Source organism: Arthrobacter sp. NicSoilB11 (assembly GCF_019977375.1).
Lineage (GTDB): Bacteria > Actinomycetota > Actinomycetes > Actinomycetales > Micrococcaceae > Arthrobacter.
In genome coordinates this window covers 2,135,658-2,149,237 of the sequence record NZ_AP024657.1, presented here as the reverse complement: position 1 = coordinate 2,149,237, position 13,580 = coordinate 2,135,658, and the positions used below count along the sequence as shown (strand labels likewise).

Here is a 13,580-nt window from a genome sequence, read left to right as displayed (position 1 = left end):
GCAGCACTGCCGATGGTGCGAGAATTGAGGGAAGCCTTTGGAGCGTGATCATTCACCGTGACCCTTGAAAACCATGCGGGACATTCCGCGCCCGAAGAACCGGGCCGGTTCTCCGGCGACACCGAGGTCCACAGCATTACCGACGCTGCCGGCGCGCACTCTGAGGACATGCGCCAGCGGATGATCAAGTACGCCCTGGCGATGGGGATCCGCATGGTGTGCCTGATCCTGATCTTCGTGGTGGACGGCTGGTTCAAGATCATTGCCGTGGCGGGCGCGGTGTTCCTGCCCTGGATTGCGGTGGTCATCGCCAACGGGAGCGACAAGGCTGAGGCCCACAGCGATTTGCTGCTGGATTCCGCTCCCCTGGCCGAGATTGAAAGCCCGGTTCTCCCGGATACGGAAGACCAGCCGGGAAGCGCTGTGCTCCAGGGCGAACTGGTGAAGGATGAGGAGCCCGGGCCCGGGGAGGAGCGGCAGGCATCATGAGCATTTTCGATTTTGCAGCAGGATCGGACCTGGCATCCGAAACGGCCGCCATCTGCTCACGGAAGGCTTGCAGGGCCCAGGCGTCCTGGCAGCTCCTCTGGAACAATCCCAGGATTCATGCGCCTGAACGCCGCAAGATTTGGCTGGCCTGCGCCGACCACCGGGACTGGCTGGAGGACTACCTGCAGACGCGGGGGCTCTGGAAGGAAACGCTTCCCCTGCGCCCAGGCGACGACGGTTCACCCGAGCAGGACATCTGAATGTACCGCTTCCTCTTTTCCAGCAAATGGCTGGGCTATCTCCTGCTGGCCGCGATCTTTGCCACCGCATGCGTCTTCCTGGGCCGCTGGCAGATGGACCGCCGCGCCGAGACGCTGGCCGAGATCAACCGCGTGGTCAGCAACTACTCGGCCACACCCATCCCCTTCACGCAGGCACGGGACCAGTTCAACCAGCTGGACCCGGCCAAGGAGTGGACCCAGGTTGAGCTGAAGGGCTCCTACGATGCCGCCGGCCAGCGGATTGTCCGCAACCGCCCGCTCAACGGGCAGCCGGGGTACGAGGTGGTGGTCCCCTTCCGCCTGGCCACCGGCGAAACCGTCGTTATTGACCGCGGCTGGCTGCCCATCGGAAACAAGAACCCGGGCAGCCCGGATTCGGTGCCGGCACCCCCTTCCGGTGAGGTCACCGCCGTCGTCCGCCTGAAGCACGGCGAGCCGGAACTTCAGCGCGGGGCGCCCGAAGGCCAGCTCGCATCGATTGACCTGCCCACGTACGCCGCGCAGCTGGGCTATCCCCTGCTCACGGGGGCCTACGGCCAGCTTGCGTCGGAGACGCCGCCGTCCGCCGACATGCCCGTCGCGTTCCCCAAGCCGTCCACGGACGAGGGCACACACTTGTCCTATTCACTGCAGTGGTTCGCCTTCGGCGTGCTCATGTTCGTCGGCTTCGGCTACGCGGCCCGGCAGCAGGCCCGCAATGCAGCGATCGACGCCGAGGAGGAGGAAGAGGCGCTGCCGGACGGCGCCGTGCATTCAGCCGTCCCCGCCTCCCGCCGCCGGCCGGCCCCGCCGCGCAAGCGCAAGAGGGCCACGGCGGAGGAGGAAGAAGACGCCCTCCTGGACGCGCAGGGGTACTGAGGCATGACCACGGACGACGGCGGCCCTGTCGCCTTGGTGCGGGCGGCCTTGGTGGGTGCCGGAGTCGGCGACACGGTGCGGACCTTTGAAGCCGGGGTGCCGACGGCGGCGGCGGCTGCAAAAGCTCTGGAGTGCGATCTGGCGGCCATCACCAACAGCCTGGTCTTCGACCTCAACGGTGAGCCGCTGCTGATCCTCGCAAGCGGTGCCGCGCGCGTCGATACAAAGCTCGTGGCCGGGCAGTTGGCCCAGGGCCGGATCCGGCGCGCCTCCCCTGCCTTCGTCCTGGAACATACCGGCCAGGAAGTAGGCGGGGTAGCCCCGGTCGGCCATCCACGGCGAATCAGGACCCTGCTGGACTTGAGCCTCCAGGAGCACGAAACCCTCTGGGCCGGAGCAGGGGACCACAAGTCAATGTTCAGCATCACCTACGCCCAGCTCCGGAGGATCACCGGCGCCCTGGAGCTGAAGGTGCGCTAGGCCAGGGTGATCAGGTCCAGGTAGTCCTCGTTCCAGAGGTCTTCGACGCCATCGGGAAGCATGACCACGCGTTCGGGGTTCAGGGCTTCAACAGCGCCTTCGTCGTGGCTGACCAGGACGACGGCGCCGGTGTAGTTGCGCAGGGCGCCCAGGATTTCGGCGCGGCTGGCGGGGTCCAGGTTGTTGGTGGGTTCGTCGAGGAGGAGGACGTTGGCGCTGGAGGCCACGATGGTGGCCAGGGCCAGGCGCGTCTTCTCGCCGCCGGAGAGCACGCCTGCCGGCTTGTCGACGTCGTCGCCGGAGAAGAGGAAGGAACCGAGGATGCCGCGCACCTCGGCGTCCTTCATGTCCGGCGCAGCGGAACGCATGTTCTCAAGCACCGTGCGGTCGTGGTCCAGGGTTTCGTGTTCCTGCGCGTAGTAGCCCACCTTCAGCCCGTGGCCCGGGATGACTTCGCCGGTATCAGGGGTGTCCACCCCCGCGAGCATGCGCAGCAGCGTGGTCTTGCCGGCGCCGTTGAGGCCCAGGATGACCACCTTGGAACCTCGGTCGATGGCCAGGTCCACGTCGGTGAAGATCTCCAGCGAGCCGTAGGACTTGCTGAGACCGTCGGCGGTAAGCGGGGTCTTGCCGCAGGGTGACGGGTCCGGGAACCGGAGGGCTGCCACGCGGTCCTGCTCGCGGACGGCTTCCAGTCCGCTGAGCAGCCGTTCGGCGCGCTTGGCCATGTTCTGTGCGGCCACGGCCTTGGTGGCCTTCGCACGCATCTTGTTGGCCTGGTCCATGAGGACCTGTGCCTTCTTCTCTGCGTTGGCCCGTTCACGCTTCCGGGCACGCTCGTCCGTCTCCCGCTGCAGCAGGTACCGCTTCCAGTCCATGTTGTAGAAATCGATCTGGGCACGGTTGGCGTCCAGCAGGAACACTTTGTTGACGGTTGCTTCCAGCAGGTCGGTGTCGTGGCTGATGACGATCAGGCCGCCCTGGTGGTTTTTCAGGAAGTCACGCAGCCAGGCGATGGAATCGGCGTCCAGGTGGTTCGTGGGTTCGTCAAGGAGCATGGTTTCGGCATCGGAATAGAGGATGCGTGCGAGCTCCACGCGGCGCCGCTGGCCACCGGAAAGTGTTTTGAGCGGCTGGTTCAGCAGGCGGTCAGGGAGTGCCAGGTTGGAACAGATGGAGGCAGCTTCGGCCTCGGCGGCATAACCGCCGGCCGCGAGGAATTCGGACTCCAGCCGGTCGTACCGGTTCATGGCCTTGCGCTGGACGTCGGCGTCGTCGCTTGCCATTTCGTCATGCGCCTTGCGGAGTTTCCCAACCACGATGTCCAGGCCGCGGGCGGAGAGGATCCGGTCCCGTGCCAGCTGCTCCATGTCAGGGGTGCGCGGGTCCTGGGGCAGGTAGCCAATTTCACCGCTGCGGGTCACCTTGCCGGCCGCGGGAAGGCCTTCGCCCGCAAGGACACGCGTCAGCGTGGTCTTGCCGGCACCGTTCCGGCCCACCAGGCCGATCTTGTCCCCTTTATCGATGCGGAAGCTCACCTGGTCCATCAGGAGCCGGGCACCGGCACGCAGTTCAAGATCCTGGACAGTAATCACAGCAGGTAAGGCCTTTCACAACAGGGAACGCCCTGGTCCGCGCACGTACTACGTAAGGGACGCTGGGGCAGAGTGGCCGGAGAACGGCACAGTCCAGTCTACCGTCCGCCGGAGCAGTGCACTTTCCGCGGGAACCTGCTGCGGGCAATTGCTGCTGATGCCGTGGGCGTAACCGCGTCCTGCGGCCCCGGAGTGTCGGAGAGAATGAGGTCATGGAATTCGATCGGCTGCTCCAGATCCGGCGCATCTACGCCCAGCCTGCCGCGTTGGAGCTGCCCCGGGGACAGGAGATCGTGGCACGCTGGCCGGATGCCGACGTCGTACTGGTCGAAAACCATTGGAACATTCCGGACGTGCATGGTGACGAAACCAACGTCCCGCGCTGGTCCCGGATCAAGACAGAAGCGCTGGTCCTTGGCGTCAAGAAGTCGCTGGCCGTCAAGCCCAATGGGCGGTCAGCAGACTTCATCGCACCCTCCACAGCCAACGGCTGCGCCATGGCCTGCGCCTACTGCTACGTGCCGCGCCACAAGGGCTACAGCAATCCGGTCACGGTCTTCGCCAACATTGGCCAGATCGCCGGAGCCATTGAGCGGCACGCCGTCCGCCAGGGGATCAAGCTGGAGCCCAACCAGTGCGACCCGGAACTCTGGGTCTACGACATCGGCGAAAACAGTGACTGCTCGGTCGATGCACTGATCAGCGACAACGTGGAGGAGCTTGTCACGCTTTTCCGCGAACTGCCCAATGCGAAGCTGTCCTTTGCCACCAAGTTCGTCAACCCGGCAATGCTGGACTGGGAGCACGGCGGGCACACCCGGATCCGCTTTTCGCTGATGCCCGCGGACCTGGCGAAGTCCATTGACGTCCGGACGTCGCCGGTGGCGGAGCGGATGGCCGCCATCAACGACTTTGTTGAGGCCGGCTACCAGGTGCATGTGAACTTCTCCCCCGTCATCATCACCGACACCTGGCTCTCGGACTGGGAGCAGCTGCTGCGCCAACTCGATTCGACCCTGACGCCGGCGGCCAAGGAGCAGCTGGCTGCGGAAGTCATTTTCCTGACGCACAATGACCAGCTGCACCAGGTCAACCTGGGCTGGCATCCGCAGGCTGAAGACGTCCTGTGGCGTCCCGACCTCCAGGAAGCCAAGGTCTCGTCGAACGGTTTCAGCAACGTCCGGTACCGGGCGCGGGCGAAGGCGGGGTACGTCCGGCAGCTCACCACACTGATGGGGAAGTTAACTCCCTACTGCCGCATCCGCTACGCGTTCTAGGGTTCGCTCCCGAGGTACGCGCTGTCCGTCAGGCGTCATGCTTCTCCGGGCCAGGGGCCTCGGCCCGGATCGTTTCCGCGTGCTCGTCGTGGCCGCCCTTGGCCTTGCCGAACGGCAATACTTTCAGCAGCGGTCCTACGACTGCCAGGATTACCAGGCCCCAGGCGAGACCGATAACTGCCGAGCACAGGGTGTCGACCAGCCAAGCCAGGAAGCCGCCCACAACCGCAACCCCGGCCACCGGGTGCTCGAGTGCATGGATCAGGTCATAGGGTGCATGCCAGCCGAGGTCGTGTGCCCCCTGCACCATGATGTGCCCGCCCACCCACAGCATCGCGATTGTTCCCACCAAGGTAATGGTGGTCAGCACGGCGGGCATGCCCCTCACCAGCAGATGCCCAAGGCGCTTGGCGCGGGGAGAGTCCTTGGCAGCCAGATGGACCCCGATGTCGTCCATCTTGACGATGAGTGCCACCGCGCCATAGACAAGCACCGTGATAGCGAACGCGACCATGACCAGGATGAACGCGCGGACCCAGATGGACTCGGCGGCAACCTCGTTCATGGAGATGACCATGATTTCGCAGGACAGGATGAAGTCCGTGGTGATGGCGCCCTTGACCACCTTGGCCTCTGCATCGTGCCCGCGGTCCACCGCCGGGGTACCCCCGTCCTCTTCGTGGCCGCCGCGGAGTTTGTGCCAGACCTTTTCTGCGCCCTCGTAGCAGAGGTAGGTGCCGCCCAGCATGAGGATGAACGGGATGATTCCCGGGACGAACGCGCTGATGAGCAGCAGGGCCGGGAGGATGATCAGGAGCTTGTTCCGGATGGAGCCCCAAAAGATCTTCTTGATCATCGGCAGTTCACGGGACGGGTCCGAGCCCGACACATACTGCGGGGTGACGGCGGCGTCGTCGATCACGACGCCCGCGGCCTTGGCCCCAGCCTTGGCGGCGCCGGCCGCGACGTCGTCCACCGAGGCGGCCGCAATCCGGGCCAGGGCCGCAACGTCATCGAGCAGGGCAACCAGGCCGCCGCTCACAGCTGGCCTCCGCGCAGCACGGTAACGGACCGATGGGTATTGAGGGCTGGGTGCGAGAAGGGCATGTTGGGAGTATATTGCAGCGGGCGCTCAGCCCTTCTTCAGTTCCTCGGCGAGCATTACGATGATGCCGCTGGGCCCCCGGACGTAGGTCAGCTTGTAGACGTCTTCGTAGGTGGCCACACCGCGCAGGGGGTGGCAGCCGTGCTTCGCCGCGATTTCAAGTGCTGCGTCGATGTCCTCCACTGAGAATGCGACGCGGTGCATGCCGATCTCGTTGGGCAACGTGGGTGGAGTCTCGATCGCCGCGGGGTGGATGTACTCGAAGAGCTCAAGGCGGCCGTGGCCGTCCGGGGTTTGGAGCATGGCGATTTTGGCGTGGTTCCCGTCAAGGCCCACGGCGGTGTCCGCCCACTCTCCACTGACCGTCTGCCGACCCAGAACGGTGAGTCCGAGATCGGTAAAGAACGCGATGGCCGCGTCAAGGTCGCGGACGGCTATGCCGACGTTTTCCAGCTTGATGGGCATGGCCAGACATTACCAAGTCGCAGGGGGTTTCAGGACAACAACCGGACAATGTACCGGTCCAGTCGCTAGAACCATGAGATGTAGGACCGGGTCGGGCTCCAGTGAATAACGCCGCCCTGGTAGTTCTGGGCCACGCTTCCGTCATTGCCCGTCGCGTATTCGTTACTGGTGGGGTATCCGAGGCGGCCTGATTCAAACCCTGTGGAGGCCCAGATTGAACGGATGCCGCCAACGGAGATGTGGGCCCCTGTTGCCGGCGACCAGATGATGGCGCCGCCCTGGTAGTTCTGGTACACCCCGCCGTCCCTGAGCCCGCCCACTTCGTCGGTGACCGGGTATCCCAGCCCGCCGTTTTCAAACCCCGTGGCCGCCCAAAGACTGCGGATCGCCCCCACCGAGATGTGGGCCCCTGTTGCCGGCGACCAGATGATGGCGCCGCCCTGGTAGTTCTGGTACACCCCGCCGTCCCTGAGCCCGCCCACTTCGTCGGTGACCGGGTATCCCAGCCCGCCGTTTTCAAACCCCGTGGCCGCCCAAAGACTGCGGATCGCCCCCACCGAGATGTGGGCCCCTGTTGCCGGCGAGTAGAGGATGCATCCGCGTTCAAAACACTGGTATCCGCCGTTGTCCTTCAGGCCGTAGATCTCCGGGGTGGTGGCTGCTCCCAGCCCACCGTTGAGTGACGCCGCCTTCACCGCAATGGGAGTCTGCGCGGGTGCGGGCGCAGCCGTGGTGAAGGTCCACGTCCTGTCCGAGGCCAGGGGATTGCCTGCTGCATCCTTTACCCCGGCCACGCCGCCCGTGATGGTTGCTGTGTACGTCGAACCGGCCGCCAGGTCGGCACTGGGGTTCAATGTGGCCACTTTGTCTGTGCTGTTGTACGACACGGCGGCCGGCACCGTCGTCGTCCCCGTCTTCAAGGTGAACGTGTTCGCTGTAATCGTCGAGGCAGTCATGGCCTCCGAGAACGTCCCGGTCACGTTCGCCGCCACCGCCACACCGGTGGCACCGGCAGTGGGAGACGTCGCCGTCACGGTGGGGGCTGCCGTATCAGTGCTGCCGCCGCCGGTCGGATCGTAGTAGTGCCAGTACCGGCTGGTCGCATTCGCATCCGCAAGCACCAGCAGGCCGCTGTTCGCCGTGCCACGGTCGGCACTGTTGAGGTTTTGTTTGGTCGAGGTCACGTTGTGCACATATTGGTCGGCGTCCACGATGCGGGCTGTCTTGGTGGTGGTGAAGCTGATCTTGTCCAGCGGCGTGGACTTCTCGTAGATCGCGCCTCCCGTACTGGTGCAGACACCGGCATCCGTCGTGCCGCTAGGTTTCGGATAGGTGGCGAAGGTACGCAGCCGCTGGGTGCTCTCGTCAATCATCACGATCACGCGGTTGGGACACTCCGCCACGGTTGCGATCGTGTGCGCCGACCACGTGGTTCCACTGAGTGCCAGGAGCTGTATCAGGGGCTGGGATGCTGACGTGTAGGACGTCTTGATAGCGGCGAAAACCCTGCCACCCGAGGAGTCCAGCCACTTCAGATTCATATGGTCATCGCTGCTGCTCTGGCCCGAAACTGCCGCAACGGGGGTGCTCCAGGACGTGGTCGAGGCGCCGTCGACGTGGTAGCTCCAGTACATGCCATCGGTGGAGTCGCCGACCTGCCGGCTCCACATGACGCCCATGTTCCCGTCGAACGCGATGACGGCCGACGTGTCATCCACGGAGACGTTGCTCATCGATGCCGGATGCTGGAAGGGGGTTCCCCACGTTTTGCCGTCCGTGGCGGTCACGTTGAGGTAGATCCTGTTTCCCTGCTGCCACGTGGCCCAGACCCTGCCAGTGGTGTCCTTATCGATGGTCAGGACCTCAACTTTGGAGTTGTTGATCTGGGTGGAACTCAGCAGGCTGTACTTTTTGGTGCTCGAGTCATAGCTGTAGCGGCGCAATGTTGTGGGGTAGTTGGGCTCAGCCGGCAGCTCGTCGTTAACGAACCGGTAGCTGGCCACATACAGCGTCTTCCCGTCCCACAACACGTCGTGGTGGGTGCTTGGGCGGGGATCAGTTGCCACACCCGTATCCACCCAGGAACCCGTCGCGGCATTGAACCTGAAGATGTGGAAATCCGACGTGGCCGAACTCCACAGGTTGCCCCACCAGGAGCCGTCGGTGAACCACAGCGAACTGGTGGCCCGCTTGGTGCCCGTGGGACTGTCCGTTCCTGTATGCGATGGACCTTCAACGCCAACATCACCGGTGGCAGCCGACGCCGGGACCGGCACTGCCAGAGCAGCCAGCACAACCAACATCGCTGTCAGGAGGCCGCAAGCCAAGCGATCAAGTCCTAGCAATTGGAAAAGCGCGGCCCTCCTTGAACTACTGCCACGCTCGCCCCTGTGGAAAAACGGACTATAAATCAATTTAGCTCCCCGGAGTCCAATGCCACCGCCAATTATCAGTTCGTTCAGTGTCATTGCTGGGGGCATCCGAAACAATCCCGGGCTCCCCCTAATCCCTGCCCCTACACGGCAAAAGGAACGTATTCTTCGGGTTTCCACAGCAGTTCCACATTGTTATTGCATAGACTTCGATTTTGTGGAGGCCTGCTAAAAAGCATTTTCAGCACGAAGCCATTTACGTCTGAATTGACAGTTCTGCTGGATGTTTGCAGCGGTGTATGGACTACCGCTGGTGATCCGTTCCGGCACTTCCTATCGCCTGCGGAGCGCACACGGGTCCACCTCCGTCAACCGCCGGTCTGTACAGCGAATACCGAACGACGGGAGACTATCGCCATGCGCAACCTCACCTTCGCCATGAACATGAGCGTGGATGGCTACATTGCCGCGCCCGGGGACAACCTCGGCTGGGGCGTACCGAGCGACGAGCTGTTCCAATGGTGGTCGGACCGGGTTGCGGTGACCGGGCTGGCGCTGTACGGGCGCAAACTGTGGGAGACCATGAGCTCCCACTGGCCGACTGCCGACCAGCAGCCTGGCGCCACACCGGCGCAGATCGAGTTCGCCCACCGCTGGCGGGAGATGCCGAAGGCAGTGTTCTCCTCGACTATCAGCACGGTCGGCTGGAACACCCGCCTGGTCACCGGCGACGCGGTCACCGAAATCACCCGGCTCAAGGCCGGCGACGGCGGCGCCATGGACATCAGCGGTGCCACACTCGCCGGGGCGGCCATGCGGGCCGGGCTGATCGACGACTACGTGCTCGTCACCCATCCGGTCCTGGTGGGCGGCGGCACGCCGTTCTTCACCGCCCTGGACAACTGGGTAAACCTGAGCCTGGTGGAGACCCGGCCGTTTCCCGACGGCGTGCTGCTGGCCAGGTACGAGACCAGGCGCTGAATATTCGACGTCGGGTCAGCATGGCCCCGGGCCAACCAAGGATCTCGCTGCACTCTGTTATGAGGCGATGGACGTTCGTGCAGGATCGTGTTCTTCACCAAAGGCGACCGTCCGGGTATGGATCCGACTGAGGGGCAGCGGCCCATTCAATCGGGCCCATTCGGTGCTTCGAAGGCCTCTGCACCTCGAAACATCGGGACTCTTACTTACCCGAGTCATGAGACAGATCCAGACGGACCAGGAGACGAGTTTGGCTGTCCGCAAGGGGATCGGCTACCGCATCGTTGTGAAGTGCTCAACGACCGGGAACGGGTCGTAGAAATGGTGCAGCAGGCCCTTCCATTGCTCGTAGTCGGCGGACCCACGGAAGCCGTCGGTGTGAGCTTCCATCGAATCCCACTCAACGAGGAGAAGGTACAGGTTTGGGGACTCGATCGACCGCGAAATCGAAAGACTGCGGAACCCCGGCTGCCTGCTGATCAGAGGTCGCGCCACCCGGAATGCCTCTTCGAAATCCGACTCGCTGCCGGTACGGACGGGGAGGATCGCGTGCTCCAGAATCATTCGCTCAGCTTCTCACAGCCGTCCGGTTGACGACCCCTTACGGGGACAGGATGTAGCGGCGTTCCGGCCGGCCCGGCGAGTTGCGAACCTTAACGTCGGACGTTGGAATCCAGCCGGCACTTTCGTAGGAGGCGATGGCTCTCGTGTTGTCAGCGATAACCCAAAGCTCCATAGAAATCTGCACGTCCAGCGAGTGGCGTCGGACATGATCAAGGAGTTGGCGCGCAAGACCGTTGCCCCAGGCTTCCGGGTCAACTGCTAGATAGAGCACTTCCAAAACATCCAGTCGAGGAACGACGATCGAGAACGCCATCGCGCGATCACCAGTACGGGCCATTAGTAGCAGCGCCCCGTCAAGGGCAAGCGCTGATTCAATACCCGGCAGTTTGTCGTCGACCGCTGGAATTACGGGGAGTTGATCCCGCAGAGCGGTAGCGCGAGCCCAGATTCCGGCCGCGTCCCGTGCGGACGCGCTTCCCTGCTCCGCACGAACGTCTGGAAGTGGTGTTAGGTTCATCCGTCGATCCTGTCACGACGACGAGCAGGGATATCTCAGTGCGCATTGGCTCAGCCTGGGGAAGTGACGATGTACCGCCCGTAAGCCGGTGGCCGAGCGCGCGGCCAGGCAAGATTCTTCCCTCGGCACCGTTGCTGGCCTCCCTATGCACGTTTACCCCGCACGATGATTGCACGGTGAAGGTGCGGCGGATTCAAGTGGTCGACGCAACAACGGGCTACTTTCGGGCTCTGTCGCCCTGTGGTTGAAGTCTACGAGAGTACGAAGGGGAGCTATAGAACGGCCCCCTGGATAGGCTGCGCAAAGAGGTTATCCCTCATTAGAAAGATCGCCTGTAGATTCGGTACCGGGACGTCCAAAGAACACGTCCTTCCGCAATGAAGGGGGCGTTGTCGTGGGCCTTGATGGTTACAAGGGAAAACCAATCGTGGAGATAACTGAGCACTGGCGATCGCCCTTAGGTGCCAGCGCCGCCATCGAAGCCATTGCGGGATCGTTCGCTAAGTCACGCGCGAAGGTTGAAATCGACGGCGGAGCGGTACGTATCCGTGCTGGCTCTAATTGGTTTTATAGGATCCTCGGAAACCTCCTTTCAGGCGAGAAAGTTCTTCCAGTTGCCCTGGAGGTTACGGCGACAGCAATCGATGACGGGTGCAAGCTTCAGGCACGCGCTTTTGACACTTTCGGGTGGCGTTTGACGGACCGAACTTTTTTCGGCGCAGAACAGTCTTTTAGGAATCGCCTTGAAGATCTACTGAAGAGTGCTGCCACTGCAGGCCACGTTGTGAACCGGAGGATAGGGGCAGACTGACGGGACGCGGGAGAGGCGTCGCCAGTCGGCAGCTGGAGGCTCTTGGCGTGGGAGCCTATCCGTCCGTCGAGAATTGAAAGATTGCTGCCGGAGTGAGGTAGCCGAGGCTTTTGCGTGGCCTGCTGTTCAGCTCGACGCAGACCTGTTTGACGTGGACCTCTGAATGGACGGAGAGATCCGTACCCTTTGGGAAGTATTGGCGCGCGAGGCCATTAAAGTTCTCATTCGCGCCGCGTTGCCAGGGGCTGGACCGCTCCGCGAAGTAGATCCGCAGTCCGGTAGCGGCCGCTAATTCCTGATGACGGGCCATTTCCACGCCTTGGTCCCAAGTCAGTGTCTGCTTCAGGTGAGCCGGCAAGCCTGAGAAGGCAGCGATGATCGCTTGGTTGGTCTGCGCTGCGGTGTGTCCGTGCGGAAGGTTGATGATGATTCCGTAGTGGGTCTTTCGTTCCCGTAAGGTGACCATAGCGGATGCGGAACCAACCCCCACGATGAGGTCACCTTCCCAGTGGCCGGCCTCTTCTTTGGCATCAACCTCTGGCGGTCTTTCGTGAATCATCGTCATGTTCTTCACGACGGAACCATGACCTGATCCTGTCCGCCAGCGGTGCTTACGAATCTTTCGCCCTGTGCGCAGGCGTGGCTTGCCAGCCGTTCTTAGCCCGCCATGATCGCCGAACAATAGTGCTTGGTAGATTGTCTCCGGACAGAGCCGCAGCGCTGGTTCAGCGGGAAATTCCAGCGCCAACCACCCGCAGATCTGCTCCGGCGACCAGTGACTGGTTAGCTTTGTTTGCACCAGTGCGTGCAGGCGTGGATTAGCGTGCAATTTCCGATCCCTCGGCCGACGTCGCTGGCTGCGCGCTTCGTGATCGGCGATATGGGGCAAGTAGCGCCCCCGGGGATCACGGTGCCGGTCAAGCTCCCGTTTGATGGTCGAGGCATGCCTCCCCAGCTCCCTGCCAATTTGCCGCAGAGAACATCCCAAGCGGAGCAGGTCCGCCATTTGAAGCCTCTCGCGCAGGCACAAGTACCTGCCCGATGGTGGTTTGAGGCTGGCCCGTGGCTGTTGCGCCCTCTGGTTCCGAAGCCTTGTCCCGATAACCCTGCTCACGCCCAACATCCTGCAGGCGGCAGCATTGGAAGCACCGGAGCCCACCAACTCCCAATATCGTGTCTCCCGTAACGCGCGTCGCTTTTGTGCTGGAGACAAAGGAGCTGCAACCCTCTCGGCAACGATCCTCGCGGTCCGAATCGCTTCCCGCTCGGCTTTCAGCAGACGTGCTTTTTCGGCTTCCAGTTCTTTTCTCCGTTGGGCTTCCCATCTAACGGTTGTCCCCGGGGACAGTCGTAACGCATCGACAACCTCTGCCAGCGGAAGTCCACTTCGCAGAGCGATGAAACGCCGGTAGACCCACCGGTACCCTGTCGTGTGCTTTACGCCTGCTGATGTTGCAGCAGCCAATACGCTCATGCCGGTGGAGTATGAGGACCAGAACGCTTCCTCAACAGCTGGGTCGACTTGGAAGTGATGGCGCCCGGAGCTTCTCAGGAAGCGTTCGTTCCATTTCTCGGCATTGCGTGACGTGAATCCCAGTTCGACCTGGGCAGCTACGTGGTCGAGGCCTTTGCTGCGGAATCGGAGGTACTCATCACGCAGCCACCGGTAACCCGTCTCCTTACCGACTCCGGTCACCCGTACTGATTCTCTGAAACTCTTGCCCTCCTTTATGAGAGCAAGAAACCTGACACCGGTGGGCGAATCGAACTGTTGATACATCGAAG

General features: G+C 62.9%; 14 protein-coding genes. 7 read left to right on the top strand and 7 right to left on the bottom strand.

Annotated features, from left to right (window positions below; all coding sequences use genetic code 11):
* Positions 1 to 57: 57 nt before the first annotated feature.
* The 4 genes from LDO14_RS09895 to LDO14_RS09880 are packed head-to-tail and all read left to right on the top strand — an operon-like array spanning position 58 to position 2,108.
* Complete coding sequence (locus LDO14_RS09895) at positions 58 to 489, top strand: DUF3099 domain-containing protein (protein ID WP_018771166.1); 432 nt, start codon at positions 58 to 60, stop codon at positions 487 to 489.
* A complete protein-coding gene (locus LDO14_RS09890) occupies positions 486 to 749 on the top strand; it encodes a hypothetical protein (protein ID WP_134164754.1) in 264 nt (87 codons plus the stop codon). Before LDO14_RS09895 ends, LDO14_RS09890 begins: the two co-directional genes overlap by 4 nt.
* A complete protein-coding gene (locus LDO14_RS09885) occupies positions 750 to 1,628 on the top strand; it encodes an SURF1 family protein (RefSeq protein ID WP_018771168.1) in 879 nt (292 codons plus the stop codon).
* A 3-nt stretch (positions 1,629 to 1,631) separates the two neighbouring features.
* Entirely contained in the window at positions 1,632 to 2,108 is a 477-nt protein-coding gene (locus LDO14_RS09880) for a YbaK/EbsC family protein (RefSeq protein ID WP_018771169.1), read from the top strand.
* On the opposite strand, the gene LDO14_RS09875 is transcribed toward LDO14_RS09880, so the two are convergent.
* The gene (locus LDO14_RS09875) at positions 2,105 to 3,703 is read right to left on the bottom strand and encodes an ABC-F family ATP-binding cassette domain-containing protein (RefSeq protein WP_056390270.1); all 1,599 of its coding nucleotides are present in this window, start codon (positions 3,701 to 3,703) and stop codon (positions 2,105 to 2,107) included. The genes LDO14_RS09880 and LDO14_RS09875 overlap by 4 nt on opposite strands.
* 212 nt (positions 3,704 to 3,915) lie before the next feature.
* On the opposite strand from LDO14_RS09875, the gene LDO14_RS09870 reads away from it, so the two are divergent.
* Positions 3,916 to 4,980 carry a spore photoproduct lyase family protein gene (locus tag LDO14_RS09870; protein WP_018771171.1) on the top strand — a complete coding sequence of 355 codons (1,065 nt, stop codon included), beginning with the start codon at positions 3,916 to 3,918 and terminating at the stop codon, positions 4,978 to 4,980.
* Positions 4,981 to 5,008: 28 nt separating this feature from the next.
* On the opposite strand, the gene LDO14_RS09865 is transcribed toward LDO14_RS09870, so the two are convergent.
* The 3 genes from LDO14_RS09865 to LDO14_RS09855 form a co-directional block, all read right to left on the bottom strand.
* Positions 5,009 to 6,022 (bottom strand): DUF808 domain-containing protein, encoded by a 1,014-nt coding sequence (locus tag LDO14_RS09865; RefSeq protein ID WP_134164755.1) that lies wholly within the window; start codon positions 6,020 to 6,022, stop codon positions 5,009 to 5,011.
* Between the two features lie 90 nt (positions 6,023 to 6,112).
* Positions 6,113 to 6,550, bottom strand: a complete 438-nt coding sequence (locus LDO14_RS09860) for a VOC family protein (RefSeq protein ID WP_134164756.1) — start codon at positions 6,548 to 6,550, stop codon at positions 6,113 to 6,115.
* 65 nt (positions 6,551 to 6,615) lie between these two features.
* Positions 6,616 to 8,853 carry an Ig-like domain-containing protein gene (locus tag LDO14_RS09855; RefSeq protein WP_134164757.1) on the bottom strand — a complete coding sequence of 746 codons (2,238 nt, stop codon included), beginning with the start codon at positions 8,851 to 8,853 and terminating at the stop codon, positions 6,616 to 6,618.
* A 486-nt stretch (positions 8,854 to 9,339) separates the two neighbouring features.
* Here LDO14_RS09855 and LDO14_RS09850 point away from each other — a divergent pair, with 486 nt between their 5' ends.
* Complete coding sequence (locus LDO14_RS09850; RefSeq protein WP_134164758.1) at positions 9,340 to 9,903, top strand: dihydrofolate reductase family protein; 564 nt, start codon at positions 9,340 to 9,342, stop codon at positions 9,901 to 9,903.
* Between the two features lie 273 nt (positions 9,904 to 10,176).
* Here LDO14_RS09850 and LDO14_RS09845 read toward each other — a convergent pair whose 3' ends face one another.
* Positions 10,177 to 10,467 (bottom strand): antibiotic biosynthesis monooxygenase, encoded by a 291-nt coding sequence (locus tag LDO14_RS09845; protein ID WP_134164759.1) that lies wholly within the window; start codon positions 10,465 to 10,467, stop codon positions 10,177 to 10,179.
* A 37-nt stretch (positions 10,468 to 10,504) separates the two neighbouring features.
* The gene (locus LDO14_RS09840) at positions 10,505 to 10,984 is read right to left on the bottom strand and encodes a GNAT family N-acetyltransferase (RefSeq protein WP_018771177.1); all 480 of its coding nucleotides are present in this window, start codon (positions 10,982 to 10,984) and stop codon (positions 10,505 to 10,507) included.
* Between the two features lie 394 nt (positions 10,985 to 11,378).
* Here LDO14_RS09840 and LDO14_RS09835 point away from each other — a divergent pair, with 394 nt between their 5' ends.
* The gene (locus LDO14_RS09835; RefSeq protein ID WP_134166166.1) at positions 11,379 to 11,795 is read left to right on the top strand and encodes a hypothetical protein; all 417 of its coding nucleotides are present in this window, start codon (positions 11,379 to 11,381) and stop codon (positions 11,793 to 11,795) included.
* 55 nt (positions 11,796 to 11,850) lie between these two features.
* Here LDO14_RS09835 and LDO14_RS09830 read toward each other — a convergent pair whose 3' ends face one another.
* A complete protein-coding gene (locus tag LDO14_RS09830; protein WP_134166168.1) occupies positions 11,851 to 13,575 on the bottom strand; it encodes an IS30 family transposase in 1,725 nt (574 codons plus the stop codon).
* Between the last annotated feature and the right edge of the window lie 5 nt (positions 13,576 to 13,580).

Excerpts from the sequence above, each read along its gene's own strand:
- LDO14_RS09870 (WP_018771171.1), top strand. The coding sequence starts at position 3,916 with ATGGAATTCGATCGGCTGCTCCAGATCCGGCGCATCTACGCCCAGCCT.
- LDO14_RS09850 (WP_134164758.1), top strand. The coding sequence starts at position 9,340 with ATGCGCAACCTCACCTTCGCCATGAACATGAGCGTGGATGGCTACATT.
- LDO14_RS09890 (WP_134164754.1), top strand. The coding sequence starts at position 486 with ATGAGCATTTTCGATTTTGCAGCAGGATCGGACCTGGCATCCGAAACG.
- LDO14_RS09885 (WP_018771168.1), top strand. The coding sequence starts at position 750 with ATGTACCGCTTCCTCTTTTCCAGCAAATGGCTGGGCTATCTCCTGCTG.
- LDO14_RS09860 (WP_134164756.1), bottom strand. The coding sequence starts at position 6,550 with ATGCCCATCAAGCTGGAAAACGTCGGCATAGCCGTCCGCGACCTTGAC.
- LDO14_RS09845 (WP_134164759.1), bottom strand. The coding sequence starts at position 10,467 with ATGATTCTGGAGCACGCGATCCTCCCCGTCCGTACCGGCAGCGAGTCG.
- LDO14_RS09830 (WP_134166168.1), bottom strand. The coding sequence starts at position 13,575 with ATGTATCAACAGTTCGATTCGCCCACCGGTGTCAGGTTTCTTGCTCTC.
- LDO14_RS09855 (WP_134164757.1), bottom strand. The coding sequence starts at position 8,853 with ATGTTGGTTGTGCTGGCTGCTCTGGCAGTGCCGGTCCCGGCGTCGGCT.
- LDO14_RS09840 (WP_018771177.1), bottom strand. The coding sequence starts at position 10,984 with ATGAACCTAACACCACTTCCAGACGTTCGTGCGGAGCAGGGAAGCGCG.
- LDO14_RS09880 (WP_018771169.1), top strand. The coding sequence starts at position 1,632 with ATGACCACGGACGACGGCGGCCCTGTCGCCTTGGTGCGGGCGGCCTTG.